20 protein-coding genes are annotated in these 25057 nt (G+C 59.8%); 10 read left to right on the top strand and 10 right to left on the bottom strand.

Annotated features, from left to right (window positions below):
- Positions 1 to 53: 53 nt before the first annotated feature.
- A complete protein-coding gene (locus AB4N48_RS20435) occupies positions 54 to 317 on the top strand; it encodes a hypothetical protein (protein ID WP_056782908.1) in 264 nt (87 codons plus the stop codon).
- A 207-nt stretch (positions 318 to 524) separates the two neighbouring features.
- Here AB4N48_RS20435 and AB4N48_RS20430 read toward each other — a convergent pair whose 3' ends face one another.
- The 8 genes from AB4N48_RS20430 to AB4N48_RS20395 form a co-directional block, all read right to left on the bottom strand.
- Positions 525 to 1505 (bottom strand): peptide ABC transporter ATP-binding protein, encoded by a 981-nt coding sequence (locus tag AB4N48_RS20430; RefSeq protein ID WP_016771723.1) that lies wholly within the window; start codon positions 1503 to 1505, stop codon positions 525 to 527.
- Positions 1505 to 2473 carry an ABC transporter ATP-binding protein gene (locus AB4N48_RS20425; RefSeq protein ID WP_016771722.1) on the bottom strand — a complete coding sequence of 323 codons (969 nt, stop codon included), beginning with the start codon at positions 2471 to 2473 and terminating at the stop codon, positions 1505 to 1507. The genes AB4N48_RS20430 and AB4N48_RS20425 overlap by 1 nt, the downstream gene beginning before the upstream one ends.
- A gap of 10 nt (positions 2474 to 2483) precedes the next feature.
- Positions 2484 to 3410, bottom strand: coding sequence for an ABC transporter permease subunit (locus AB4N48_RS20420; RefSeq protein ID WP_016771721.1), 927 nt, complete (start codon positions 3408 to 3410; stop codon positions 2484 to 2486).
- Between the two features lie 11 nt (positions 3411 to 3421).
- Positions 3422 to 4432 (bottom strand): ABC transporter permease subunit, encoded by a 1011-nt coding sequence (locus tag AB4N48_RS20415; RefSeq protein ID WP_016771720.1) that lies wholly within the window; start codon positions 4430 to 4432, stop codon positions 3422 to 3424.
- Between the two features lie 73 nt (positions 4433 to 4505).
- Positions 4506 to 6101 (bottom strand): ABC transporter substrate-binding protein, encoded by a 1596-nt coding sequence (locus tag AB4N48_RS20410; RefSeq protein WP_460094224.1) that lies wholly within the window; start codon positions 6099 to 6101, stop codon positions 4506 to 4508.
- Positions 6102 to 6178: 77 nt separating this feature from the next.
- Positions 6179 to 7615 (bottom strand): OprD family porin, encoded by a 1437-nt coding sequence (locus AB4N48_RS20405; RefSeq protein ID WP_460094223.1) that lies wholly within the window; start codon positions 7613 to 7615, stop codon positions 6179 to 6181.
- Between the two features lie 176 nt (positions 7616 to 7791).
- Entirely contained in the window at positions 7792 to 9390 is a 1599-nt protein-coding gene (locus AB4N48_RS20400) for an ABC transporter substrate-binding protein (RefSeq protein ID WP_041477956.1), read from the bottom strand.
- A gap of 303 nt (positions 9391 to 9693) precedes the next feature.
- The gene (locus AB4N48_RS20395; RefSeq protein ID WP_041477957.1) at positions 9694 to 11319 is read right to left on the bottom strand and encodes an ABC transporter substrate-binding protein; all 1626 of its coding nucleotides are present in this window, start codon (positions 11317 to 11319) and stop codon (positions 9694 to 9696) included.
- Between the two features lie 1267 nt (positions 11320 to 12586).
- Between AB4N48_RS20395 and AB4N48_RS20390 the strand changes: the two genes are divergently transcribed.
- Positions 12587 to 12949: a DUF6124 family protein gene (locus AB4N48_RS20390; protein ID WP_273528982.1), complete on the top strand. Its 363-nt coding sequence runs from the start codon at positions 12587 to 12589 to the stop codon at positions 12947 to 12949.
- 169 nt (positions 12950 to 13118) lie between these two features.
- Here the strand turns inward: AB4N48_RS20390 and AB4N48_RS20385 are convergent, their stop codons facing one another.
- Positions 13119 to 13835 carry an SIMPL domain-containing protein gene (locus AB4N48_RS20385; RefSeq protein WP_016771714.1) on the bottom strand — a complete coding sequence of 239 codons (717 nt, stop codon included), beginning with the start codon at positions 13833 to 13835 and terminating at the stop codon, positions 13119 to 13121.
- 409 nt (positions 13836 to 14244) lie between these two features.
- Here AB4N48_RS20385 and AB4N48_RS20380 point away from each other — a divergent pair, with 409 nt between their 5' ends.
- The 4 genes from AB4N48_RS20380 (at position 14245) to AB4N48_RS20365 (ending at position 18809) form a co-directional block, all read left to right on the top strand.
- The gene (locus tag AB4N48_RS20380; protein WP_016771713.1) at positions 14245 to 15507 is read left to right on the top strand and encodes an ATP-binding protein; all 1263 of its coding nucleotides are present in this window, start codon (positions 14245 to 14247) and stop codon (positions 15505 to 15507) included.
- The gene (locus AB4N48_RS20375) at positions 15500 to 16060 is read left to right on the top strand and encodes a response regulator transcription factor (protein ID WP_003221630.1); all 561 of its coding nucleotides are present in this window, start codon (positions 15500 to 15502) and stop codon (positions 16058 to 16060) included. Before AB4N48_RS20380 ends, AB4N48_RS20375 begins: the two co-directional genes overlap by 8 nt.
- A gap of 96 nt (positions 16061 to 16156) precedes the next feature.
- Positions 16157 to 17884, top strand: a complete 1728-nt coding sequence (locus AB4N48_RS20370) for an ABC transporter ATP-binding protein/permease (RefSeq protein WP_041477961.1) — start codon at positions 16157 to 16159, stop codon at positions 17882 to 17884.
- Positions 17885 to 18059: 175 nt separating this feature from the next.
- The gene (locus AB4N48_RS20365) at positions 18060 to 18809 is read left to right on the top strand and encodes a FadR/GntR family transcriptional regulator (protein WP_177327011.1); all 750 of its coding nucleotides are present in this window, start codon (positions 18060 to 18062) and stop codon (positions 18807 to 18809) included.
- Between the two features lie 3 nt (positions 18810 to 18812).
- Here the strand turns inward: AB4N48_RS20365 and AB4N48_RS20360 are convergent, their stop codons facing one another.
- The gene (locus AB4N48_RS20360) at positions 18813 to 19193 is read right to left on the bottom strand and encodes a hypothetical protein (RefSeq protein WP_150636096.1); all 381 of its coding nucleotides are present in this window, start codon (positions 19191 to 19193) and stop codon (positions 18813 to 18815) included.
- Between the two features lie 298 nt (positions 19194 to 19491).
- On the opposite strand from AB4N48_RS20360, the gene kdgD reads away from it, so the two are divergent.
- The 4 genes from kdgD (at position 19492) to garD (ending at position 25012) form a co-directional block, all read left to right on the top strand.
- Positions 19492 to 20403, top strand: a complete 912-nt coding sequence (gene kdgD, locus AB4N48_RS20355) for a 5-dehydro-4-deoxyglucarate dehydratase (RefSeq protein WP_039759443.1) — start codon at positions 19492 to 19494, stop codon at positions 20401 to 20403.
- Positions 20404 to 20474: 71 nt separating this feature from the next.
- Positions 20475 to 21920 carry an aldehyde dehydrogenase family protein gene (locus AB4N48_RS20350; RefSeq protein ID WP_041477963.1) on the top strand — a complete coding sequence of 482 codons (1446 nt, stop codon included), beginning with the start codon at positions 20475 to 20477 and terminating at the stop codon, positions 21918 to 21920.
- A gap of 165 nt (positions 21921 to 22085) precedes the next feature.
- On the top strand, positions 22086 to 23447 hold the full coding sequence (locus tag AB4N48_RS20345) for an MFS transporter (protein ID WP_051600602.1): 1362 nt from the start codon (positions 22086 to 22088) through the stop codon (positions 23445 to 23447).
- Positions 23448 to 23458: 11 nt separating this feature from the next.
- The gene (gene garD / locus AB4N48_RS20340) at positions 23459 to 25012 is read left to right on the top strand and encodes a galactarate dehydratase (RefSeq protein ID WP_016771706.1); all 1554 of its coding nucleotides are present in this window, start codon (positions 23459 to 23461) and stop codon (positions 25010 to 25012) included.
- Positions 25013 to 25057: the final 45 nt, after the last annotated feature.

The following is a 25057-nucleotide window of genomic DNA, read 5'->3' as shown; positions in this document are numbered from 1 at the left end:
CACACGGAGCCAGTCCGGCAAGCATGTCTTAGCGCAACAGGATGGAGTCGGCCATGAAAAGCAGATTGCTACGGGTTTTGATGTTGTTGAAAGTGATGGTGATGCTGTCCCTCGGCACGGCAACGGCCTGGGCCGAGTGCGAGGATCACGAATCTCAGGCGTTCAATGGGCAGGTCGGGCATAGCGGGCTGATGCTGGCCAAATCCGAGTCGGAGCCGGGGGATATGAATCAGGGTGGCAGCGCCGAAGATGATGACTCGACGACCGACGAGCCGGACACCGATGATCCGGGTGACGAAGGCGATAGCCAGACATAGATCGCCGGCCAAAGAAAAACCCCTTCTGCCTCGACTGATGCGCAATGGAGGTGGAAGGGGTTTTGTTATCGCGTGAACTCTTGAATCAACACGAATTCCCTGTGGGAGCGAGCCTGCTCGCGAAAGCGGTTAATCAGTCACCGATGATGTTGACCGAAATGACGCCTTCGCGAGCAGGCTCGCTCCCACATGAGATATTTCGTGGGCCTACGCCGCGCCGTCGAGAAACTGCTCGGCGTAGTGGCAGGCCACCTGCCGATTATCCAGCTCACGCAACAGCGGTTCTTCCGTGGTGCAACGCTCGGTCGCGTACGGGCAGCGCTTGTGGAAAGCGCAGCCCGGTGGCGGGTTCAGCGGGTTGGGCAGTTCGCCGACGATCTTGATTTTCGGCTTGTTCGGGTCCGGGTGAATCGTCGGGGTCGCCGACAGCAGCGCCTGGGTATACGGGTGCAGCGGGCGCTCGTAGATGTCGTTTTTCGGTCCCAGTTCCACCGGGCGGCCGAGGTACATCACCATCACGTCATCGGCCACGTGCTGCACCACCGCGAGGTTGTGCGAGATGAACACGTAGGCGGTGTTGAACTCCTGCTGCAAATCCATGAACAGGTTCAGCACTTGGGCCTGAATCGATACGTCCAGTGCCGAAGTCGGTTCGTCCGCGACCAGCACTTTCGGTTGCAGCATCATTGCCCGCGCCAGAGCGATACGCTGGCGCTGACCGCCGGAGAACATGTGCGGATAGCGCTGGTAATGCTCGGGCCGCAAGCCGACCTGCTTCATCATCGCCTGGACTTTCTCGCGACGTTCGGTGGCCGACAGCTTGGTATTGATCAGCAGCGGCTCGGCCAATTGATCACCGATTTTCTGCCGTGGGTTCAACGACGCATACGGGCTCTGAAAGACCATCTGCACGTCTTTGCGCAGTTGCTTGCGCTCGGCTTTGTCGGCGCCGGCGACTTCCTGGCCGGCGATCTGCAGCGAGCCCGATGACGGTTCCTCGATCAGCGTCAGGGCGCGGGCGAGGGTGGATTTGCCGCAGCCCGACTCACCCACTACGGCGAGCGTCTTGCCGGCTTCCAGTTCGAACGACACGCCGTTGAGCGCGCGCACGGTGGCGTGGCCCTTGAACAGGCCACGGGAGACTTCGTAGTGACGGGTCAGGTCGCGGGCGGTAAGTACGACGGCCATTACGCCACCTCCTGATTCAGCGGGTAGAAGCAGCGGGCGAGGCTGTTGGCTTTCGGATCAAGGCCCGGACGCTGGGTGCGGCAGTTGTCCTGCACGTACGGGCAGCGCGGCGACAGCAGGCACCCCTGCGGACGGTCGTAGCGGCCCGGAACGATGCCCGGCAGGGTCGACAGGCGTGAGGCGCCGAGGCTGTGCTCGGGAATCGCCTTGAGCAGCGCTTCGCTGTACGGGTGCGCCGGGATGTCGAACAGTTGCGGCACCTGACCGACTTCCACGGCCTGGCCGGCATACATCACGCAGACGCGCTGGGCCGTTTCAGCCACGACCGCGAGGTCGTGAGTGATGAGCACCAGGCCCATGTTCTGCTCTTTCTGCAACGCCAGCAGCAGATCCATGATCTGCGCCTGAATCGTTACGTCCAGCGCCGTGGTCGGTTCGTCGGCGATCAACAGTTTCGGCTCGCCGGCAATCGCCATGGCGATCGCGACGCGCTGGCTCATACCGCCAGACAGTTGATGCGGGTAGGCGTCCATGCGGCTGGCGGCGCCCGGGATCTCGACCTTTTCCAGCAGTTCGATGGCACGCTTGCGCGCTTGCTTGCCGGACATTTTCAGGTGCAGGCGCAGCACTTCCTCGATCTGGAAACCGACGGTGTAGCTCGGGTTCAGCGCGGTCATCGGGTCCTGGAAGACCATCGACAGGTCTTTGCCGACGATCTGCCGACGCTGACGATTGCTCAGCTTGAGCATGTCCTTGCCGTCGAAGCTGAGCGAGTCAGCGGTGACGATGCCGGGGTGCTCGATCAGGCCCATCAGCGCCATCATGGTCACGGATTTACCCGAACCCGACTCGCCAACGATGGCCAATACTTCGCCTTTGTCGACTTTCAGGTCGAGGCCGTCGACCACCGGAGTCGCGGTCTTGTCGCCGAAGCGGACGTTGAGATTCTTGATTTCTAGCAGTGACATTTGAATCTCCTCAGGCGGCGTTCTTGAGTTTCGGGTCCAGCGCATCGCGCAGGCCGTCGCCCATCAAGTTGATTGCCAGCACGCTGAGCAAAATGGTCAGACCAGGCAGGCTCACCACCCACCAGGCGCGTTCGATGTAGTCGCGGGCCGAGGCCAGCATGGTGCCCCACTCAGGGGTTGGCGGTTGTACGCCGAGGCCGAGGAAGCCCAGTGCGGCGGCATCGAGAATCGCCGAAGAGAAGCTCAGGGTTGCCTGCACGATCAGCGGCGCCATGCAGTTGGGCAGCACGGTGATGAACATCAGGCGCGGCAGACCGGCACCGGCCAGACGCGCGGCGGTGACGTAGTCGCGGTTCAGTTCGCCCATGACGGCGGCACGGGTCAGACGCACGTAGGACGGCAGGGAAACCACGGCAATCGCGATCACGGTGTTGATCAGGCCAGGGCCGAGGATGGCGACGATTGCCACGGCCAGCAGCAGCGACGGCAGGGCCAGCATGATGTCCATCAGACGCATGATGGTCGGGCCGACCACTTTCGGGAAGAAACCGGCAAACAGACCCAGCAGGATCCCCGGAATCAGCGACATCACCACCGACGACAAGCCGATCAGCAGCGACAGGCGCGAGCCCTGGATCAGACGCGACAGCAGGTCACGGCCGAGTTCGTCGGTGCCGAGCAGGAACTGCATCTGCCCGCCTTCGAGCCACGCCGGCGGCGTCAGCAGGAAGTCACGGTATTGCTCGCTCGGGTTATGCGGCGCGACCCACGGCGCGAAGATCGCGCAGAAGATGATCAGCAGCATGAACAGCAGGCCGGCAACGGCGCCCTTGTTCTTCGAGAACGCTTGCCAGAATTCTTTGTACGGCGACGGGTACAGCAGGCTTTGATCCACGGCGGACGTGGCGGTGGCTACTGAGGATGTTGGAGTGCTCATGGGTATTGACCTCAGCGCTGATGACGGATGCGTGGGTTGGCAAAGCCGTAGAGGATGTCCACCACGAAGTTGACCAGAATCACCAGGCAGGCGATTAACAGGATGCCGTTTTGCACCACCGGGTAGTCTCGGGCGCCGATGGCTTCGATCAGCCATTTACCGATGCCGGGCCAGGAGAAGATGGTTTCGGTCAGGACCGCACCGGCCAGCAGCGTGCCGACCTGCAGGCCGACCACGGTCAGCACCGGAATCAGCGCATTGCGCAGACCGTGCACGAACACCACGCGCGACGGCGACAGGCCTTTGGCCTTGGCGGTGCGGATGTAGTCTTCGCGCAGCACTTCGAGCATCGACGAACGGGTCATCCGCGCGATTACCGCCAGCGGAATGGTACCGAGCACGATGGCCGGCAGGATCAGGTGGTGCAGGGCGTCGAAGAACGCGCCGACGTCATCGGCCAGCAGCGTGTCGATCAGCATGAAGCCGGTTTTCGGCTCGATGTCATACAGCAGGTCGATGCGCCCGGACACCGGGGTCCAGCCCAGGCTCACCGAGAAGAACATGATCAGGATCAGGCCCCACCAGAAGATCGGCATCGAATAGCCCGCGAGGGAGATGCCCATCACCCCGTGGTCGAACAGCGATCCTCGTTTGAGTGCCGCGATCACCCCGGCCAGAAGCCCGAGGATGCCAGCGAACAGCAGGGCGGCCATGGACAGTTCCAGGGTCGCCGGGAAAAGAGAGGTGAACTCGGTCCACACGCTTTCACGGGTACGCAACGACTCACCGAGATCGCCCTGGGCCAGTTTGCCGATGTAGTCCAGATACTGGGCATACAGCGGCTTGTTCAGCCCCAGGCGTTCCATTGCCTGAGCGTGCATTTCGGGGTCGACCCGACGTTCGCCCATCATCACTTCCACGGGGTCGCCCGGAATCATGCGAATCAACGCGAAAGTCAGCAAGGTGATGCCGAAAAACGTGGGGATCAACAACCCCAGTCGGCGGGCAATAAAACTAAACATCTTGTGTGGTACCTCATCAGCCGGTTAGGCGTGTCCGGCGTCCCTCAGGTAAGGGACGCCGGGCGTTTCTTATCTACTTCACCTGGGTGGTGGCGAAGTTATTAGTGGTGAGAGGGCTGATGTGGTAGCCCTCTACATTGTTGCGCATTGCAGTGAACATCCGAGTATGGGCCATGCTGATCCATGGCTGGTCCTGATTAAACAGCACTTGAGCCTGTTCGTAGAGCGCGGCGCGTTCGGCCGGATCTACTTTAGCCCGCGCTTCATCCAGCAGTGCCTGGAATTTCTCGTTGCACCAGCGTGCGTAGTTTTCGCCGTTCTTGGCGGCCTCGCAACTGAGCATAGGCGTCAGGAAGTTATCCGGGTCGCCGTTGTCGCCCGCCCATCCGGCCGAGACCATGTCGTGCTCGCCGGCCTTGGCGCGCTTGAGCATCTCGCCCCATTCCATCATGCGGATGTCGATCTTGATCCCGACTTTCGCCAGGTCAGCCTGCATCATTTGCGCGCCAAGCATCGGGTTGGGGTTGGTCGGACCGCCGCCGTTACGGGTGAACAGGGTGAAGGTAGTGCCTTCCGGAACCCCGGCTTCCTTGAGCAGCGCGCGCGCCTTGTCGAGGTCGCGTGGCGGGTTTTTCAGATCATGGTTGTAGCCGAGCAGGGTCGGCGGGTACGGGTTGACCGCCACCGACGCGTTGCCCTTGCCGAACAGCGCGTTGACGTAGGCTTCCTTGTCGAACGCGATGTCGATGGCTTTGCGCACGCGTACGTCGCTCATGTACTTGTGCTGGGTGTTCATGGCGATGTACGAAACGGTCATCGCGTCCAGCTCGTCGACTTTCAGGTTGCTGTCTTTCTTGATGCTCGGGATGTCATCCGGTTTCGGATACAGCGCGACCTGGCACTCGTTGGCCTTGAGCTTTTGCAGGCGCACGTTGTTGTCGGTGGCGATCGCCAGGATCAACGCGTCGGCCGGTGGCTTGCCACGGAAATAATCCGGGTTGGCCTTGAAGCGCACCTGCGCATCCTTGGCGTAGCGCTGGAAGATGAACGGGCCGGTGCCGATCGGCTTGTTGTTCAGATCGCCGGTTTTGTTGGCCTTGAGCAACTGGTCGGCGTATTCGGCCGGGTAGATCGACGAGAACGCCATGGCGATGTCGGCCAGGAACGGCGCTTCGCGGCGGGTCAGGGTGAACTTGACCGTGTTGTCGTCGACTTTTTCTACGCTTTTGAGCAGTTCCTTGAAGCCCATGCTTTCAAAGTACGGGAAGCCCACGCTGGACAGTTTGTGCCACGGGTGATTCGGGTCCAGTTGACGCTGGAAGCTCCAGACCACGTCGTCGGCGTTCATGTCGCGGGTCGGCTTGAAATATTCGGTGGTGTGAAACTTGACGCCTTTGCGCAGGTGGAACGTGTAGGTCAGGCCATCTTCGCTGATGTCCCAGGACTCGGCGAGCGCCGGGATCACTTCGGTGGTGCCGGGCTTGAAATCGGCCAGGCGATTGAAGATGGTTTCGGCCACAGCGTCCGCCGTGACTGCAGTTGTGTACTGGACCATATCGAAGCCTTCCGGGCTGGCTTCGGTGCAGACCACCAAGGGTTTGGCCGAGGCGCCGACAGCGACACTCAGCAACGCAGCCGCGATGGCCGCACGTAGGGGAAGCATTTTCATCGATAACCCTCTGCAATCGGTTGAAGACAGAAAACCGAACGGCCGACTCATCATGAGTCAGCCGTTGGTTGGCGTTTTTACAGAATGTTGAACGGGATGGTGGTTACGAGGCGGAACTCGTTGATGCTGCCGTCCGATTGGAACTCGCTCGCACGGTGGGCTGTGTAGGTGCCGCGAATCGTGGTGGCTTTCAGAGGACCGCTTTGTACCGCATAGGTCGCACCGATGCCGTATTCATAGTGGTGCTCGCCATCCTGTTCCTGGATGCCGTCGTAGCCTTTGCCTTCAACGCCTTTGTTGCCGTTGTAGTGCGTGCCATCGATTCCCCAGCCGCGAGCTTGATAGATGTTGAATTTCAGGCCCGGCACACCGTACTCGGCCATATTGATGGCGTATGAAACCTGGAAGGATTTCTCGTTCGGGCCGTTGAAGTCCGACAGCAGGGAGTTGGCTAGGTAGATACCGTTAGTCTCGTGCAGGTAATCGAAGTACTCGTTACCGTTTACTTGCTGGTAGGAGAAGGTCAGGTTATGCGCTTGGTGGGTCAGTCCGAACGACAGCGAGTAGGTGTCGTTGTCGATGTCGCCCAGCAGCTTCTTACCTTCGTCGACGGTTTTGTAGTAGTTGAAACCGGTAGTCAGGGCGAGGACGCTGCTGTCACCCAGTTCATGGGTGGCGCCGAAGTAGTACTGGTTCCACAGATCTTCAACTTGCGTGCCCCATAGACTGGTTTTCAGACTTTCGAGCGGCTGATAGCTGATACCGGCGGTGTTGACCTTGTCGGATTCGACACGGCCGTTGGCATACTCGGCGCGGAATTTCTGCAGGCTTTGTTCCGATCGTGGCGAGACGCGATCAAAAGTGGCCAAGTCGAAGGACATATTGTTCAACTCTTCACTGTGCAGGGAGACACCCTCGAAGCTCGAAGGCAGTGCACGGTTGCCGATCACGTCGACCTGCGGGCTGCTGAAGCTCATACGACCGGCAGTCAGAGTGGTGTTGGAAACGCGCGCCTTGATGTTGGCAAGGCCTACCTTGCTCCACTGATCTACGGCTTCACCGTTATTCTTGTGCGTCAGGGTGCGGTTGTTACCCGATCCCACGCCCGTCTTTGGGGCGCCGCCATTTCCGGAAGCCAGATTTTCACGATCACGTTCAAGCGCAATTGCGTTATATGCCGCAACTTCGGTGCTGATACCTACAGTGCCCTCGGTGAAACCCGAGTTGTACTTGACGATGGTCCCTTGCACCCAGTTGATCCGACGGTCAGTTTCGGCCGGAGAACCATTTTTTTTATAGGAGAATTTGCCGCCGCGCTTCAGTTGCTCGTTGGCGTACCAGTTACGTGTCGTACCGGTGATCGACTGTCCTTCGACGAACCCAGTGGCCTCAGCCTGGGCGCTCTTGGTGTTGACGGTCACCGGGGTGAACGCCTGGCTCTGGGTTTCCGCATAAGCCGTGGCGGTGATGCTGCTGATGGCCAGGGCCAGTATCGCGGTGCTGCTCAGTTTCATGGGTGAAGCTCCTTTACTTTCTTTTTATCCCGGCTTTTTTTGGTATGCCGGTTATTGGTTTAGAACTCGTTCACACATCGCAAACGTTTGCAAAAAGCCGGATTGGCGAATTTAGGCAAAGCGCTTGCGTGAGGGGAGTAGACGGCTCCCCTCAGCATTGCGGCTAATCGGTTGGTTTAATCGATACTGACACCCGAGAACACGTTGCGGCCGAACGGGCTGACTTTGAATCCTTCGACCCGGGTGCTTAACGGCTGGTTGACCGTCGAGTGGGCGACAGGCGTGATCGGCACTTGCTGTTTAAGCAATTGCTGGGCCTGTTTATAAAGCACGGTGCGCTGGTCGCGGTCGGTGACGACCTTGGCCTGTTTGATCAGCTTGTCGTAAGCCGGATCGCACCACATGGAGTAGTTGTTGCCGCCGATGGCGTCACAGCTGTACAGCGTGCCCAGCCAGTTGTCCGGATCCCCGTTGTCACCGGTCCAGCCAATCAGGCTGACGTCGTGCTCGCCGTTCTTGGTGCGCTTGATGTACTCGCCCCATTCGTAACTGACGATCTTCACTTTCAGACCGATCTTGGCCCAGTCGGACTGGAGCATCTCGGCCATCAGTTTGGCGTTCGGGTTGTACGGACGCTGCACCGGCATTGCCCACAGGGTGATCTCGGTGCCTTCTTTCACGCCGGCGGCCTTGAGCAGTTCCTTGGCTTTTTCCGGGTTGTAGGCGGCGTCCTTGATGGTGTCGTCGTAGGACCACTGGGTCGGTGGCATGGCGTTGACGGCCAGTTGGCCGGCGCCTTGATAAACAGCGTTGAGAATTCCCTGTTTATTCACCGCCATGTCCAGCGCCTGACGCACTTCCAGTTGATCGAACGGCTTGTGGCGCACGTTGTAGGCGATGTAGCCGAGGTTGAAGCCTGGCTTGGAAATCAGTTGCAGTTTCGGGTCGGCCTTCAGCGCTTCAACATCGGCAGGACGCGGGTGCAGGGTGATCTGGCACTCGTTGGCCTTGAGCTTCTGCACACGTACCGACGCGTCGGTGTTGATCGCGAAAATCAGGTTCTTCAGCTTGACCCGGCTCGGATCCCAGTACTGCGGGTTACCGGTGTAACGGATGTTCGAGTCTTTCTGGTAGCTCTTGAACACGAACGGTCCGGTGCCGATCGGCTTCTGATTGATGTCGCTCGGCTTGCCGTCGGCCAGCAGCTTGTCGGCGTATTCGGCAGACAGAATGGCGGCGAAGCTCATGGCGATGTTCTGGATGAACGCGGCGTCAACACTGTTGAGCGTGAACTCCACGGTCAGCGGCCCGGTCTTCTCGACCTTGGCGATGTTCTTGTTCAGGCTCATCCCGTTGAAGTACGGAAACTCGGTGGGATAGGCCTTGCGGAACGGCTGTTGCGCATCGAGCATGCGATTGAACGTGAACAGCACGTCGTCGGCGTTAAAATCGCGGCTCGGCTTGAAGTAAGGGGTTGTGTGAAATTTCACGCCTTCACGCAGGTGAAAGGTGTATTTCAGGCCATCTTCGGAAATGTCCCACTTGGTTGCCAGACCGGGTACGACATTGGTCGCGCCTTTTTCGAACTCCACCAGGCGGTTGTACAGCGGCTCGGCGGCGTCGTTGTCGGTGGCCGTCGTGTATTGCGCGGTATCGAAACCCGCCGGGCTGCCTTCCGAGCAGAACACCAGGCTGTCGCTGGCGGCGTAGCTTGCAGACGTGGCGGCCAACAGGCCGGCGCCCAACAGTGCGGAAAAAACCAAGGTATGGCGCATGACGCTCCCTCTTTTTTTAGTGTTATGCAATGCACCTGGATCCCGATCCCGGGACTTTCTGGTCGCATTGAGCTCAATCCAAATACGTACGGCAAAACCGGTGGCCCACGCAGACACTGGTCAGTACGCGACGGTAGGCACCGTGCCTCTGGCAGTAAATACGTAATTGCCTTAATGCTCGTAGGAAAAGTCGACGCGCCTATACCGAAGCAATCATCTGCGGCGGATTTGGGTGTAGGACTTTTCCTTTTTTCCCGGTAGATAAAGCAACGGCGACGTCAGAAACGCCGCCGTTGCAATGTCTTACTTGCTGACGCTGACGCCGTAGAAGGAATTCAGGCCAAATGGGCTGATCTTGAAATCCTGCACGTTGGCGCGCATGGGTTGATACACCGTCGAGTGAGCGATAGGTGTCATTGGAACTGCATCTTTAAGGACGTGTTGCGCCTGTTTGTACAGCTCGGTGCGCTTGCCCTGGTCGGTAGTGCGTTTGGCTTCTTTCACCAGGCCGTCGAACTTCTTGTCGCACCACTTGGAGAAGTTGTTGCCGCTCAGCGAGTCGCAGCCAAACAGAACGTTGAGCCAGTTGTCCGGATCACCATTGTCACCGCTCCAGCCAATGATCATGGCCTGGTTCTCGCCACCTTTGGAGCGCTTGATGTACTCGCCCCACTCGTAGCTGGTGATCTTCACTTTCAAGCCGATCTTGGCCCAGTCGGACTGGAGCATTTCAGCCATCAGTTTGGCGTTCGGGTTGTACGGACGCTGCACCGGCATCGCCCACAGGACGATCTCGGTACCTTCCTTGACGCCGGCTTCCTTGAGCAGCTGTTTGGCTTTCTCAGGGTCGTACTTGGCATCCTTGATGGTGGTGTCGTAGGACCACTGGGTCGGCGGCATGGCGTTGACGGCCAGTTGGCCCGCGCCCTGGTAAACCGAATCGATGATTTGCGGCTTGTTCACGGCCATGTCCAGCGCCTGACGCACGCGCAGGTCAGCCAGCGGGTTGGCCTCGTTGCTGCCCTTGACCTTGTCCATCACGTTGTAGGCGATGTAGCCCAGGTTGAAGCCAGCCTGATCCGGCATCTTCAGCGACTTGTCTTCTTTCAGCGCTTTCAGATCGGCCGGACGCGGGAACAGGGTGACCTGGCACTCGTTCTTTTTCAGCTTCTGGATACGCACCGACGGGTCGGTGGTGATGGCGAAGATCAGGTTGTCGATCTTCACGTCTTCAGGTTTCCAGTAATCCTTGTTGCCGGTGTAACGGATGTTCGAGTCTTTCTGGTAGCTCTTGAATACGAACGGGCCAGTGCCGATCGGCTTCTGGTTGATGTCGGCGGGTTTGCCTTCTTTCAACAGTTGCGCTGCGTATTCGGCGGACTGCACGGAAGCGAAGCTCATGGCCATGTTCTGGATGAACGCAGCGTCGACTTCTTTCAGAGTGAACTTGACGGTGTGGTCGTCGACTTTATCGATCTTGGTGATGTTGGTGTCCATCCCCATGTCGGTGAAGTACGGGAATTCGGTCGGGTACGCCTTACGGAACGGGTCGTCCTTGTTGATCATGCGGTTGAACGTAAACAGCACGTCGTCGGCGTTGAATTCACGAGTCGGCTTGAAATACGGGGTGGTATGGAACTTGACGCCTTCACGCAGGTGGAAGGTGTAGGTCAGGCCATCGTCGGAAATGTCCCACTTGGTCGCCAGACCAGGAATCACGGCGGTGCCGCCGCGCTCGAACTGGGTCAGGCGGTTGAACATGGTTTCGGCTGAGGCGTCGAAGTCGGTTCCGGTGGTGTACTGGCCTGGATCAAAACCGGCCGGGCTCCCTTCGGAGCAGAACACCAGGTTAGTCGCAGCGGTGGCGAAAGGTGCGGAGGCTAACAAGCCTGCGCCGACTAGAAACGGAATGACCGCGTGTTTAAGCATGTTGGCCTCATGATTTGTTGTCATTTTTTAGTTGTGAGGTACGACCTCGTGAGTCGTGCCTGCGGATACTTATGCAGGCCCCATACCCAATGCAAGATCCAGAGCGGTCGGCGGCGTTAAACGGTGGCACGAACGTACCTTAATGTCGCATCCGTATAACTTTTGACGCATTTGACCGTTTGCGGGTGGTTTTTGCGGTGCATTCGAGGCACTGAAATGGTGCGCTGGAGGTGTCGGGTGCGCTTGGGTGGGGCTTGGTGTTACTTATTTATACCCTTGGGGATGGGCGGGGTTGAGGGGTTTTCGCGGTGGGCTTTGGTGGGGTGGATTGGGGCAGGGATTGGGGAGTTTTACTTGGTGCAACTGGGTGTTTCGATTGGTGGCACCTTGGCGGCCTTTGGGCCGACCAGGGTGTTGGTTGGTTTAGGTGAATATCCGTTTTTTGCGGTGTGGCGGCTGGCGGTTTCGCCCTTACGGCGAGTCACCTTTTTCAAACGCCAAAAAGGTAACCCAAAACGCTAGCTCCTGCGTTCGGCCCTCGCAGGCTCGGGTTCCTTCGCTCCGGGACTGATCCGGGCGCAGCGGCTCCGGTTTGCTTCGCTGCACCTCCTTCCGCTGTGTTCGACTTCGTCGAACGGTCGCTGCGCTCCCACACCCGGATCAATCCCTCCACTCAGCCTTCCGACGTCGCCGGTGGATCAAGATCAAGAGCAGGCGAGCTGACACTCGGCCTATTGAGTGGTGAAGAGCGGGTGTTCGGCGTTATTTTTGTTGTGGATTTGCCCCTCACCCCAGCCCTCTCCCCGAGGAGAGGGGGCTGATTTGTGTGCTTTTCAAATCCTGAGTTCAACTCGGAGTTTCACATTGGCGTATCTCCCCCAAACACCTCGGTCAGTCCCCTCTCCCTCTGGGAGAGGGTTAGGGTGAGGGTTTGCTTTTTGGCTGTTTAAATCCGCTGCGAAACAGCCAGAACCTTCCCACAAGGTTTTCAGGTTGTCCGTCGGACGTGCGCTCTCTAGGCTTGGGTCGTCGCTGGTTGTTCAGCGATCGGGTGTGAGAACCCGACATTCATAGTCATTCAGTGCCCAGGTCCGCATAATTGCCGCCAGCAAGTTTGCTGCCTGCAAGTGCGTTATGGCGGCTCTGTGCGGGCGGGCCTATGTCCGGCCGGGTGCCTATGACCGGTTTTCTCACCCCGCACAAAGCTGCCACCTCTTCGTCGTGTGAGAAACGGCATCGAGATGGCTCAACCTCATAGGTGAAGCGCATGAGCAAACCAGTCCCCGACCCACCCGAAGAAACCTCAACCCCCCTTGAAGCCGCGCTGCGTGCCGACGATTTCGCGAAGAACCGCGAAGCCATCAAGCGTGCCCTCGATTTCTATCTCTGCCCGCCACCCGGCAAACCCCATCCACCCAGCACGATGTTTTTGATCCGGCCCGACATCGACACCGAAAGCCTGCTGGCTCACGCCTGTGAGTCCCTTGCTTCAGCCAATACGCTGGCCAGCGATTTCGCCGATCAGCTTGGTAGGCCGCAGCGCAATACGGCGCTGGCGATTCAGCAGATCATCATGCTGGCGGAGCTGGCGGTGAATCGGGCGCTGGATCGGGTTGATCCGCACGCTTGAGATCGCGTCATCGTTCTTCGCGAGCAGGCTCGCTCCCACATGGAAATGCGTTCAACCTGTGGGAGCGAGCCTGCTCGCGATAGCGGTGGATCCTTCACTACAAAACCCGGACACAAAAAAACCGGCAACCATTTGCTGATTGCCGGTCCTTCATTCAGCCAAGCTCAAATCACTGCATCAACACTTCAATCGAGCCATCGGCGGTCATGCTGACCTGACTGGTGCCGGCTTCGACTTCCGGGGTGACTGGTGCGGAATCCATGGCTGCGGCTTTCATCATCATCGGCGCGCGCAGGTACGGTTGTGGATAACCGTTGCTGTTGAGGTTCAGGTTGACGATTTTGTAGCCCTTGCCGCCCAGTGCATCGGTGGCCAGTTGGGCGCGGGTCTTGAAGGCGGTGACGGCTTCTTTGAGCAACTGGTCTTCGCTGGCCTTGCGGGTCGGGTCGGCGATGGCGAAGTCCATGCCGCCCATTTTCAGGTCGGTCAGCAACTCGCCGGTGAGTTTGGACAGAGCGGCGAAGTCGGTGCTTTCCAGGCGCAGTTCGGCGCGTTCGCGCCAGCCGGTGATCTTCTGGCCTTTGGTGTCGTAGATCGGATAGCTGTTGCGGCTGCCCGTGCGCAGGGTGATGTCTTTGACTTGTTTGGCCTGGGCGGTGGCCTTGTTCATGGTGGTGCTGATGGCGGCGGCGAGTTTGGCCGGGTCGGTGTTCTGCTCTTCGGTGTAGAGCGTCACGATCATCTGGTCGCGGGCCACTTCCTGGCTGACTTCGGCGCGCAGGGAAATCTGGTTGTAGTGCAGCTCATCGGCGGCCAGCGCCGGGAGGCTGGCGACGCTGCCGACGGTCAGGGCGAGGAGGGCGGCGCTGCGGCGAAATGTGTGCATGAAGGCTCCTTGAATGAGGCGCAGGTGATGAGTCGCGGCCTGCGTGAACCATCAGACTCTAACTTCTATGATCCGGTTCGCCCAGTTACAACTTCTATACAGATACCTGCGCGCAGTGGGGAGTGCTTCTGTGGCGAGGGGATTTATCCCCGATCGGCTGCGCAGCAGTCGCAAATCCGGCTGATGCGGTATGTCTGGTTAAATGAGGTCGCATGATTTGGGGCGGCTCCGCCACCCAGCGGGGATAAATCCCCTCGCCACAATGATCTCCAATAGCCCTCGGAATTTTCTTCAACTCAGATGAATTCTTCATCGTCGCCATGTGGTCGTTTGCCGCACTTTCGCCTCTGAACCCCGCGCGTTGGTTATACTCCGTGCGATCCGCCTGGAGCGCTCATCAGGAGAGCTCATGCTCGCCCCCGTACAACTGACTTCCGCCACTCGCCAGAACCTCTGGCGGCTGACTTTCATCCGCACCCTGGTGCTCGCCGCGCAGGCCGGCTCCGTTGGCTTGGCCTACTGGCTGCAATTGTTGCCGTTGCCGTGGGTGCAACTGGCGATGACCCTCGGCTGCTCGATTCTGCTCTGCGTGTTCACTGCCGTGCGCCTGCGCACATCGTGGCCGGTGACCGAGCTCGAATACGCGCTGCAACTGGCCTGCGATCTGGTGATTCACAGTGCGCTGCTGTATTTCTCCGGCGGTTCGACCAACCCCTTTGTTTCCTATTATCTGGTGCCGTTGACCATCGCGGCGGTGACCTTGCCGTGGCGTTATTCGGTGATTCTGTCGGGCATCGCGCTGGCGCTGTACACGCTGATGCTGACGCGTTTCTATCCGCTGGAAACCTTGCCGGTCGCCCGTGAGAATCTGCAGATCTACGGCATGTGGCTGAGCTTTGCCCTGGCCGCTGCGGTGATCACCTTCTTCGCCGCGCGCATGGCTGAAGAGCTACGTCGGCAGGAAGAGCTGCGGGCGATTCGTAGGGAGGAAGGGCTGCGTGATCAGCAGCTGCTCGCCGTTGCGACCCAGGCCGCCGGGGCTGCGCATGAGCTGGGTACGCCGCTGGCGACCATGAGCGTGTTGCTCAAGGAAATGCAGCAGGATCACCCCGATGCGTTGCTGCAGGACGATCTGAAAGTGCTGCAGGATCAGGTCAAGCTGTGCAAGGAAACCTTGCAGCAACTGGTCCGTGCCGCCGAGGCCAATCGGCGTCTGGCGGTGGAGATGCAGGACGTTACCGACTGGCTCGACGAAGCGCTGAACCGCTGGCACCTGATGCGCCCGGAAGCCAGTTATCGCTTCCAGCGTCTCGGTCAGGGGGCGGTGCCGCGCATGGCGCCGCCGCCGGATCTGACCCAGGCATTGCTGAATCTGCTCAACAATGCAGCCGACGCCTGCCCGGAAAATCTCCAGGTGACCCTCGACTGGGACGCAGAGACTTTGACGATCAGCATTCGCGACCACGGCGCCGGTGTGCCGCTGGCCATCGCCGAGCAGATCGGCAAGCCGTTTTTTACCACCAAGGGCAAAGGTTTCGGCCTGGGCCTGTTTTTGAGCAAGGCCAGCGTGACACGCGCCGGCGGCTCAGTGAAACTCTATAGTCATGAGGAAGGCGGCACGCTCACCGAGCTGCGCCTGCCCCACGGCGCCCGAGGAGACCAACATGAGTGACGAAATCCAAGTCGAAGGTGAAGAACTGCCGCATCTGCTGCTGGTCGACGACGACGCGACCTTCACCCGCGTCATGGCCCGCGCCATGGCCCGTCGTGGCTTTCGCGTCAGCACTGCCGGTTCCGCTGAAGAAGGCCTGACCATCGCCCAGGCCGATCTGCCTGATTACGCTGCGCTGGACCTGAAAATGGACGGCGACTCCGGTCTGGTCCTGCTGCCCAAGCTGCTGGAACTCGATCCGGAAATGCGCGTGGTGATCCTCACCGGTTATTCGAGCATTGCCACGGCAGTCGAGGCGATCAAGCGTGGCGCCTGCAACTACCTGTGCAAACCCGCCGATGCCGACGACGTGCTGGCCGCGCTGCTGTCTGAGCACGCCGATCTCGACAGTCTGGTGCCGGAAAACCCGATGTCGGTCGATCGTCTGCAATGGGAGCACATCCAGCGCGTGCTCACCGAGCACGAAGGCAATATTTCCGCCACGGCCCGCGCGCTGGGCATGCACCGCCGCACCCTGCAGCGCAAACTGCAGAAGCGCCCGGTGCGTCGCTGAACCTGCGCTGAACGACTATCGCCAGCCCTCGCGATGAATCGCGCCGATCATCTATGATCGGCGCGTGTCCGTTCTTTTTACTATCGAGCCTTATCCATGAATCAGAACGCTGAATATTCCGCGGTCAACGATGCTGTGCGCGGGCAGTTTTTTCGCAAAGTCTGGGCGATGACCACGCCTTACTGGCGCAGCGAAGAGAAGGGCAAGGCCTGGACGTTGCTGATTGCCGTAATTGCGCTGACGCTGTTCAGCGTGGCGATTTCGGTGTGGATCAACAGTTGGTACAAGGATTTCTACAACGCTTTGCAGAGAAAGGATGAAGCCGCGTTCTGGCAGTTGATTCTGTATTTCTGCGGCATCGCGACCGTGGCGATTCTCGGCGCGGTGTATCGGTTGTATCTGACGCAGATGCTGACGATCCGCTGGCGGGCGTGGCTGACCGAAAAGCACTTCAAGCGCTGGCTGGACCACAAGAATTACTACCAGCTGGAGCAGGGCGGTTATACCGATAACCCCGACCAGCGGATTTCCGAAGACCTCAACACTTACACCGCCAACACCCTGAGCCTGGGCCTCGGGCTGCTGCGCACGATTGTCAGTCTGGTGTCGTTCTCGATCATTTTGTGGGGCGTGTCGGGCAGTATCGAAGTGTTCGGCATCGAGATTCCCGGCTACATGTTCTGGTGCGCACTGTTGTACGCGGCGGTCGGCAGTTGGCTGACGCATTTGATCGGTCGCCGTCTGATCGGTCTGAACAACAAGCAACAACGCTTCGAAGCAGACCTGCGTTTTTCCATGGTGCGCGTGCGTGAGAATGCGGAAAGCATCGCCTTGTACAACGGCGAACCGAATGAAAACCGCCGCTTGAGCAATCGCTTCGGACTGGTCTGGCACAATTTCTGGGACATCATGCGCGTGTCCAAGCGCCTGACGTTCTTCACCTCCGGCTACGGGCAGATCGCAATCATTTTCCCGTTTGTCGTCGCCGCACCGCGCTATCTGTCCGGCAAGATCGAACTGGGCGAGCTGATGCAAATCAACTCGGCGTTCGGCAACGTGCAGGAGAATTTCAGCTGGTTCATCACCGCCTACTCGGATCTCGCCGCGTGGCGCGCCACCTGTGATCGTTTGCTGAGTTTCCGTCAGGCCATGAGCGACAACGAACAACGCACCCCGGCCATTGACGTGCAGAACCAGGGCAGTGAGTTGCAGGTGCACAACCTCGGCCTCGATCTGGCCGATGGTCGTCACCTGCTGACCGACGCCGACATGACCGTTGAACCGGGTGAGCGCGTTATGCTCAGCGGGCGGTCCGGCAGCGGCAAGTCGACACTGCTGCGAGCGATGGGGCATTTGTGGCCGGCGGGGCACGGCAATATTCGTTTGCCGGCGGCGCGTTATCTGTTCCTGCCGCAGAAGCCTTATCTGCCGATCGGCACATTGCGTGAAGCGTTGAGTTATCCACAACCGGGCGACACCTACGCGCCGGAACGTTATGCACAGGTGCTGGAAACTTGCCGTCTGCCACACCTGGTCGGGCGGCTGGATGAAGCCAATCACTGGCAGCGCATGCTTTCACCGGGCGAGCAACAACGCCTGGCCTTCGCCCGCGCGCTTCTCTACGCACCGCAATGGCTGTACATGGACGAGGCTACATCGGCGATGGATGAAGAGGACGAGGCGACCTTGTATCAGGCGTTGATCGATGAGATTCCGGGGTTGAGCATTGTCAGCGTCGGTCACCGAAGCAGTTTGAAACGATTCCATCCACGGCACGTGCGGATCGACAGCGGGCACCTGGTGGAGCAACCCGTAACTGCCTGACCCCACGGATCCCTTGTAGGAGCTGCCGAAGGCTGCGATCTTTTGGTTTTTAAGATCAAGATCAAAAGATCGCAGCCTTCGGCAGCTCCTACATGGAGGTCGTGTTGACGGTGATCGTACAACCCGCTTGAGCTATGATGGCGCCAAGCCGAACTTTCGAGACAAGATGCAGACCATGGAAAAGCTGATCGACACCCCGCGCCTCCCCCGCAAGCGCCGCAGCCTCGCCCAGGAATTGGTTACGGTGTTGAGCGAGCAGATCCGCGATGGCCTGCTCAAGCGTGGCGACAAGTTGCCCACCGAGTCGGCGATCATGGAAGCCCATGGCGTCAGCCGCACCGTGGTCCGCGAGGCAATTTCCCGTCTGCAGGCCGCCGGCCAGGTAGAAACCCGCCATGGCATCGGCACCTTTGTTCTCGATACGCCGAGCCCGAGCGGTTTCCGCATTGATCCGGCCACCGTTGTCACCCTGCGTGACGTGCTGGCGATTCTCGAATTGCGCATCAGCCTCGAAGTCGAATCCGCTGGCCTTGCCGCGCAACGCCGCAGCCCCGAGCAACTGGCAACCATGCGCGCCGCCCTCGACGCCTTGAACGAAAGCGCGTCCCATGCCAGCGATGCGGTGTCGTCGGACTTCGCTTTCCACCTGGAAATCGCCCTGTCCACCGGCAACCGCTACTTCACCGACATCATGACGCACCTGGGCACCAGCATCATTCCACGTACGCGGCTGAACTCGGCGCGGCTGGCCCACGATGATCAACAGCACTACATGAGCCGCCTGAGCCGCGAGCACGAGGAAATCTACGACGCGATTGCCCGTCAGGACTCCGATGCCGCGCGTGCGGCGATGCGTCTGCACCTGACCAATAGCCGTGAAAGACTGCGCCAGGCTCATGAAGAGGCGCAGGCGCAGCGAAGCTGAGTCTTACGCCTCTATGCGCAATCGCAGCGGCAGCGAATACGGCTCCATGCTCGACTCATCGCGAAACTTGTAACGCAGCTCCACCTCGCGGTTCAGGTACGGTTGCAATGCCTCTTTCGGCAGCTGCACCTCGATGTCGAGCAACTTTTCCATTTCATCCTCGGCGTCGTCCCAGGCGCCAGTGTCCACCTCATCACCTTCCCATTCAGGTTCCTCGGCATCGCTGCCGAGGACCGCGTAGACGCTCCAGTTTGCTGCGAAATCGCTGGAATCCGGGACCTGCACGGTGAGGATGTCCGGCAATTGCGAGAGCTGAAGCGTCACGCAATCGTCTTGCGCTGGGGCGACGTGGGTGAGGGTGGGGGCGGCAAAATGCATCGACATAGCGGCTTCCTTTGAGTGGTCCGCCACGATCCTTCGTGGCAGTCGACGTACTTTACGAGCCGCAGGTCGCTACAGAATTAAACGAATCCAGACCGGATATTTCAGCCTTCGAAAGCGTCAAGCACGAGCCTTGTAGCCATTTCATAAAGCGCAAAAGCCAATCTTGTCCGACAAAAAAGCCCTGCCAACGATGAAATGCAGTTGACGGTTATTTTTTAAGTTGTACGATGACCTACAACTTCGGCGAAGGCTGAACGGTCCACTCACAATAAAACGTTGCTACCAGGGTGTTCGAATAATGAATCCACAAGAACTGAAGTCCATCCTCTCTGCCGGCCTGCTGTCTTTCCCGGTGACCGATTTCAACGCGCAGGGCGATTTCAACCGCGCGGGCTACATCAAACGCCTGGAATGGCTGGCTCCGTATGGCGCTTCGGCTCTGTTCGCCGCCGGTGGCACCGGTGAGTTCTTCTCCCTGGCCGCCAGCGAATACTCGGAAATCATCAAGACTGCCGTCGACACCTGCGCAACCAGCGTGCCAATCCTCGCCGGCGTTGGTGGTTCGACCCGCCAGGCCATCGAATACGCTCAGGAAGCCGAGCGTCTGGGCGCCAAAGGTCTGCTGCTGCTGCCGCACTACCTGACCGAAGCGAGCCAGGACGGTGTTGCCGCCCACGTTGAAGCCGTGTGCAAATCGGTGAAAATCGGCGTGGTCGTCTACAACCGCAACGTTTGCCGTCTCACCGCGCCGCTGCTGGAACGTCTGGCCGAGCGCTGCCCGAACCTGATCGGCTACAAGGATGGCCTGGGCGATATCGAGTTGATGGTGTCGATCCGTCGCCGCCTCGGTGATCGCTTCAGCTACCTGGGTGGTCTGCCGACCGCTGAAGTCTACGCCGCTGCCTACAAGGCTTTGGGCGTGCCGGTGTACTCCTCGGCGGTGTTCAACTTCATCCCGAAAACCGCGATGGACTTCTACCACGCGATCGCTCGCGAAGATCACGCCACCGTCGGCAAGATCATCGACGACTTCTTCCTGCCGTACCTGGACATCCGCAACCGCAAGGCCGGTTACGCCGTGAGTATCGTCAAGGCAGGTGCAAAAATCGCCGGCTATGACGCAGGTCCGGTGCGTGCGCCGCTGACCGACCTGACCGGCGAAGAGTACGAAATGCTCGCCGCGCTGATCGACAAGCAAGGCGCGCAATAAGCGAGAAAAGCGAGGCCGCTGAGCAATCAGCGGCTTTTTGCGTGAAGGCTTTTAGAGTTGAGGGCTGCCCTGTGACAACTGCAAAACGCTACGACAACTACATCAATGGCGAATGGGTCGCCGGTGCCGATTACTCGGCCAACATCAACCCGTCCGAACTCAGCGACACCATCGGCGACTACGCCAAGGCTGACCTGACCCAGGTCAACGCCGCAATCGACGCTGCCCGCGCTGCGTTCCCGGCGTACTCCACGTCGGGCATCCAGGCTCGTCACGATTCGCTGGATAAAGTCGGCACGGAAATTCTCGCCCGTCGCGAAGAGCTTGGCACCCTGCTGGCCCGTGAAGAAGGCAAGACCCTGCCGGAGGCGATCGGTGAAGTGACCCGCGCCGGCAACATTTTCAAGTTCTTCGCCGGTGAATGCCTGCGTCTGTCCGGTGACTACGTGCCGTCGGTACGCCCGGGCGTCAACGTCGAAGTCACTCGCGAAGCCCTGGGCGTGGTCGGTCTGATCACTCCGTGGAACTTCCCGATCGCCATCCCGGCGTGGAAAATTGCTCCGGCCCTGGCCTACGGCAACTGCGTCGTGCTCAAGCCTGCCGATCTGGTGCCGGGCTGCGCCTGGGCGCTGGCCGAAATCATCTCCCGCGCGGGCTTCCCGGCCGGTGTGTTCAACCTGGTAATGGGCAGCGGTCGCGTGGTTGGCGAGGCGTTGGTCAACAGCCCGAAAGTCGACGGCATCAGCTTCACCGGTTCGGTGGGCGTTGGCCGCCAGATCGCCGTCAACTGCGTTTCGCGCCAGGCCAAGGTGCAGCTGGAAATGGGCGGCAAGAACCCGCAGATCATTCTCGACGACGCCGACCTCAAGCAAGCGGTCGAGCTGTCGGTGCAGAGCGCGTTCTACTCCACCGGCCAGCGCTGCACAGCATCGAGCCGTCTGATCGTCACCGCCGGCATTCACGACAAGTTCGTTGAAGCGATGGCCGAGCGCATGAAGTCGATCAAGGTCGGCCACGCGCTGAAGGCCGGCACCGACATCGGTCCGGTGGTCTCCCAGGCGCAGCTGGAACAGGACATGAAGTACATCGACATCGGCCAGTCCGAAGGTGCACGTCTGGTCAGCGGCGGCGGTGTGGTGACATGCGACACCGAGGGCTACTTCCTCGCGCCAACGCTGTTCGCCGACAGCGAAGCGTCGATGCGCATCAGCCGCGAAGAGATCTTCGGCCCGGTGGCCAACATTGTCCGCGTGGCCGATTACGAAGCTGCGCTGGCAATGGCCAACGACACCGAATTCGGCTTGTCGGCCGGCATCGCCACCACCTCGCTGAAGTACGCCAACCACTTCAAGCGCCACTCCCAGGCCGGGATGGTGATGGTCAACCTGCCGACCGCCGGTGTGGATTACCACGTACCGTTCGGCGGGCGTAAAGGTTCGTCCTACGGCTCCCGTGAGCAGGGCCGCTATGCACAAGAGTTCTACACCGTGGTGAAAACCGCCTATGTAGGCTCCTGATACACGCAATACCCCTGTAGGAGCTGCCGAAGGCTGCGATCTTTTGATCTTTTTTTTCAAGATCAAGATCAAAAGATCGCAGCCTTCGGCAGCTCCTACAGGCAATAAATGCAAGACCAAAGAAGCTTCACCCCGCATAAAAATAATCAGTGGGAGTACATCTGCATGCAATCCTCCAAGCCGACTCACGTCCGCTATTTGATCCTGCTCATGCTGTTTCTGGTGACCACGATCAACTACGCCGACCGTGCCACGATCGCCATTGCCGGCTCCAGCCTGCAAAAGGACCTTGGCATTGACGCCGTCACCCTCGGCTACATCTTCTCCGCATTCGGTTGGGCTTACGTGGCCGGGCAAATTCCCGGTGGCTGGCTGCTCGATCGCTTCGGCTCGAAAAAAGTCTATGCCCTGAGCATTTTCACCTGGTCGCTGTTCACCGTGCTGCAAGGCTTCGTCGGTGAATTCGGCATGTCCACGGCAGTGGTTGCGCTGTTCATGCTGCGCTTCCTCGTGGGCCTGGCCGAAGCGCCATCGTTCCCCGGCAACGCGCGCATCGTGGCGGCGTGGTTCCCGACCGCTGAACGCGGTACCGCTTCGGCGATCTTCAACTCGGCGCAATACTTTGCCACCGTGCTGTTCGCGCCGTTGATGGGCTGGATCGTCTACAGCTTCGGCTGGGAGCACGTGTTCATCGTCATGGGTATCCTCGGTATCGTGTTCTCGCTGGTGTGGCTGAAAGTCATCTACAGCCCGCGCGAACACCCACGGGTCAACGAGGCCGAGTTCAAGCACATCGCTGACAACGGCGGCATGGTCGACATGGATCAGAAGGGCAAGAAGTCCGACGGTCCGAAGTGGGATTACATCCGTCAGTTGCTGACCAACCGCATGATGCTCGGCGTGTATCTGGGCCAGTACTGCATCAACGGCATCACCTATTTCTTCCTGACCTGGTTCCCGGTGTATCTGGTGCAAGAGCGTGGCATGACCATTCTCAAGGCCGGTTTCATCGCTTCGTTGCCGGCCATTTGCGGCTTTATCGGCGGCGTGCTCGGCGGGGTGATTTCCGATTACCTGCTGCGCAAGGGCCATTCGCTGACCTTCGCTCGCAAGGCGCCGATCATCGCCGGCCTGCTGGTGTCGAGCAGCATCGTCGCGTGCAACTATGTTGAAGTGGAATGGATGGTCGTGGGCTTCATGGCGCTGGCATTCTTCGGCAAAGGCGTTGGCGCACTGGGCTGGGCGGTGGTTTCCGACACTTCGCCGAAACAGATCGCCGGTCTGAGCGGTGGCTTGTTCAACACCTTCGGCAACATCGCTTCGATCACCACGCCGATCGTCATCGGCTACATCATCAGCTCCACCGGCTCGTTCAAGTGGGCGCTGGTGTTTGTCGGTGCCAACGCACTGGTCGCGGTGTTCAGCTATCTGGTGATCGTCGGCCCGATCAAGCGTGTGGTCCTGAAAGAGCCGCCAGCCAAGGGCGGCAATGAAGCCACCGGCAATTTGTCTCAAGCGCATTCCTGAGGAGCGGCGTCATGCAGTTGATTGAACATTCCGACTCGCCGCGCTACATCCGCCTGCACGAGCGGGACAACGTTGTAGTGGTGGTCAACGATCAGGGCGTACCGGCCGGTACCGAGTTTGCCGATGGCCTGGTCACACTGGATTTCGTACCGCAGAGCCACAAGGTCACCCTGGAGGATATTCCTGAGGGCGGCCCGGTGATTCGTTACGGGCAGATTATCGGCTATGCGTTGCAGCCGATCCGTCGCGGCAGTTGGGTCAAGGAAGATCAACTGCGCATGCCGACCGCGCCGCCGCTGGACAGCTTGCCGCTGTCCACCGACGTGCCGGATGCGCAGGCACCGCTGGAAGGCTTCACGTTCGAGGGTTATCGCAACGCCGACGGCACCGTCGGCACGCGCAACATTCTCGGCATCACCACCACCGTGCAGTGCGTCACCGGTGTGCTCGATCACGCGGTCAAGCGCATCAAGGAAGAGCTGCTGCCGAAGTACCCGCACGTCGATGACGTGGTGGCGCTGACCCACAGTTATGGCTGCGGTGTGGCGATTACCGCGACCGATGCCTACATCCCGATTCGTACCGTGCGCAATCTGGCGCGCAACCCGAACCTGGGTGGCGAAGCACTGGTGATCGGTCTGGGCTGCGAAAAATTGCAGGCCGGGCAGGTGATGCACGAGGACGATGCCTCGGTGGATCTCAGCGATCCGTGGCTGTACCGTTTGCAGGACTCCAGTCACGGCTTCACCGAGATGATCGAGCAGATCATGGAACTGGCCGAAGTGCGTTTGAAGAAACTCGACCAGCGCCGCCGCGAAACCGTGCCGGCCTCCGAGCTGATTCTCGGTATGCAGTGCGGCGGCAGCGACGCGTTCTCCGGCATCACCGCCAACCCGGCGCTGGGTTATGCCTCGGACTTGCTGTTGCGCGCGGGGGCGACGGTGATGTTTTCCGAAGTCACCGAAGTGCGCGATGCGATCTACCTGCTGACCTCACGGGCGCAAACGCAAACCGTCGCTGAAGAGCTGGTGCGCGAGATGGACTGGTACGACCGTTACCTGGCCAAGGGCGAGGCCGATCGCAGCGCCAACACCACGCCGGGCAACAAGAAGGGCGGGTTGTCGAACATTGTCGAGAAGTCGCTGGGCTCGATCGTCAAGTCCGGCAGCAGCGCGATCAATGGCGTGCTCGGCCCGGGCGAGCGTTTCAAGCACAAGGGCCTGATTTTCTGCGCGACGCCGGCCAGCGATTTTGTCTGCGGTACGTTGCAACTGGCAGCAGGGATGAACCTGCACGTGTTCACCACCGGTCGCGGCACGCCTTACGGGCTGGCCATGGCGCCGGTGGTCAAGGTATCGACGCGGACTGAACTGGCGCAGCGCTGGCCGGACCTGATCGACATTGATGCCGGACGCATTGCCACCGGGCGCGCGACCATCGAAGAACTGGGCTGGGAGTTGTTTCACTATTACCTGGACGTTGCCAGTGGCAAGCAACAGACCTGGGCGGAGAAGCACAAGCTGCACAACGACATCACCTTGTTCAACCCGGCGCCGATTACCTGATCGTTTCATGGAAGATCAAAAGCCCCTCACCCCAGCCCTCTCCCG

Source organism: Pseudomonas sp. S2_C11 (assembly GCF_054668395.1).
This window is presented reverse-complemented; position numbering and strand designations above follow the sequence as displayed.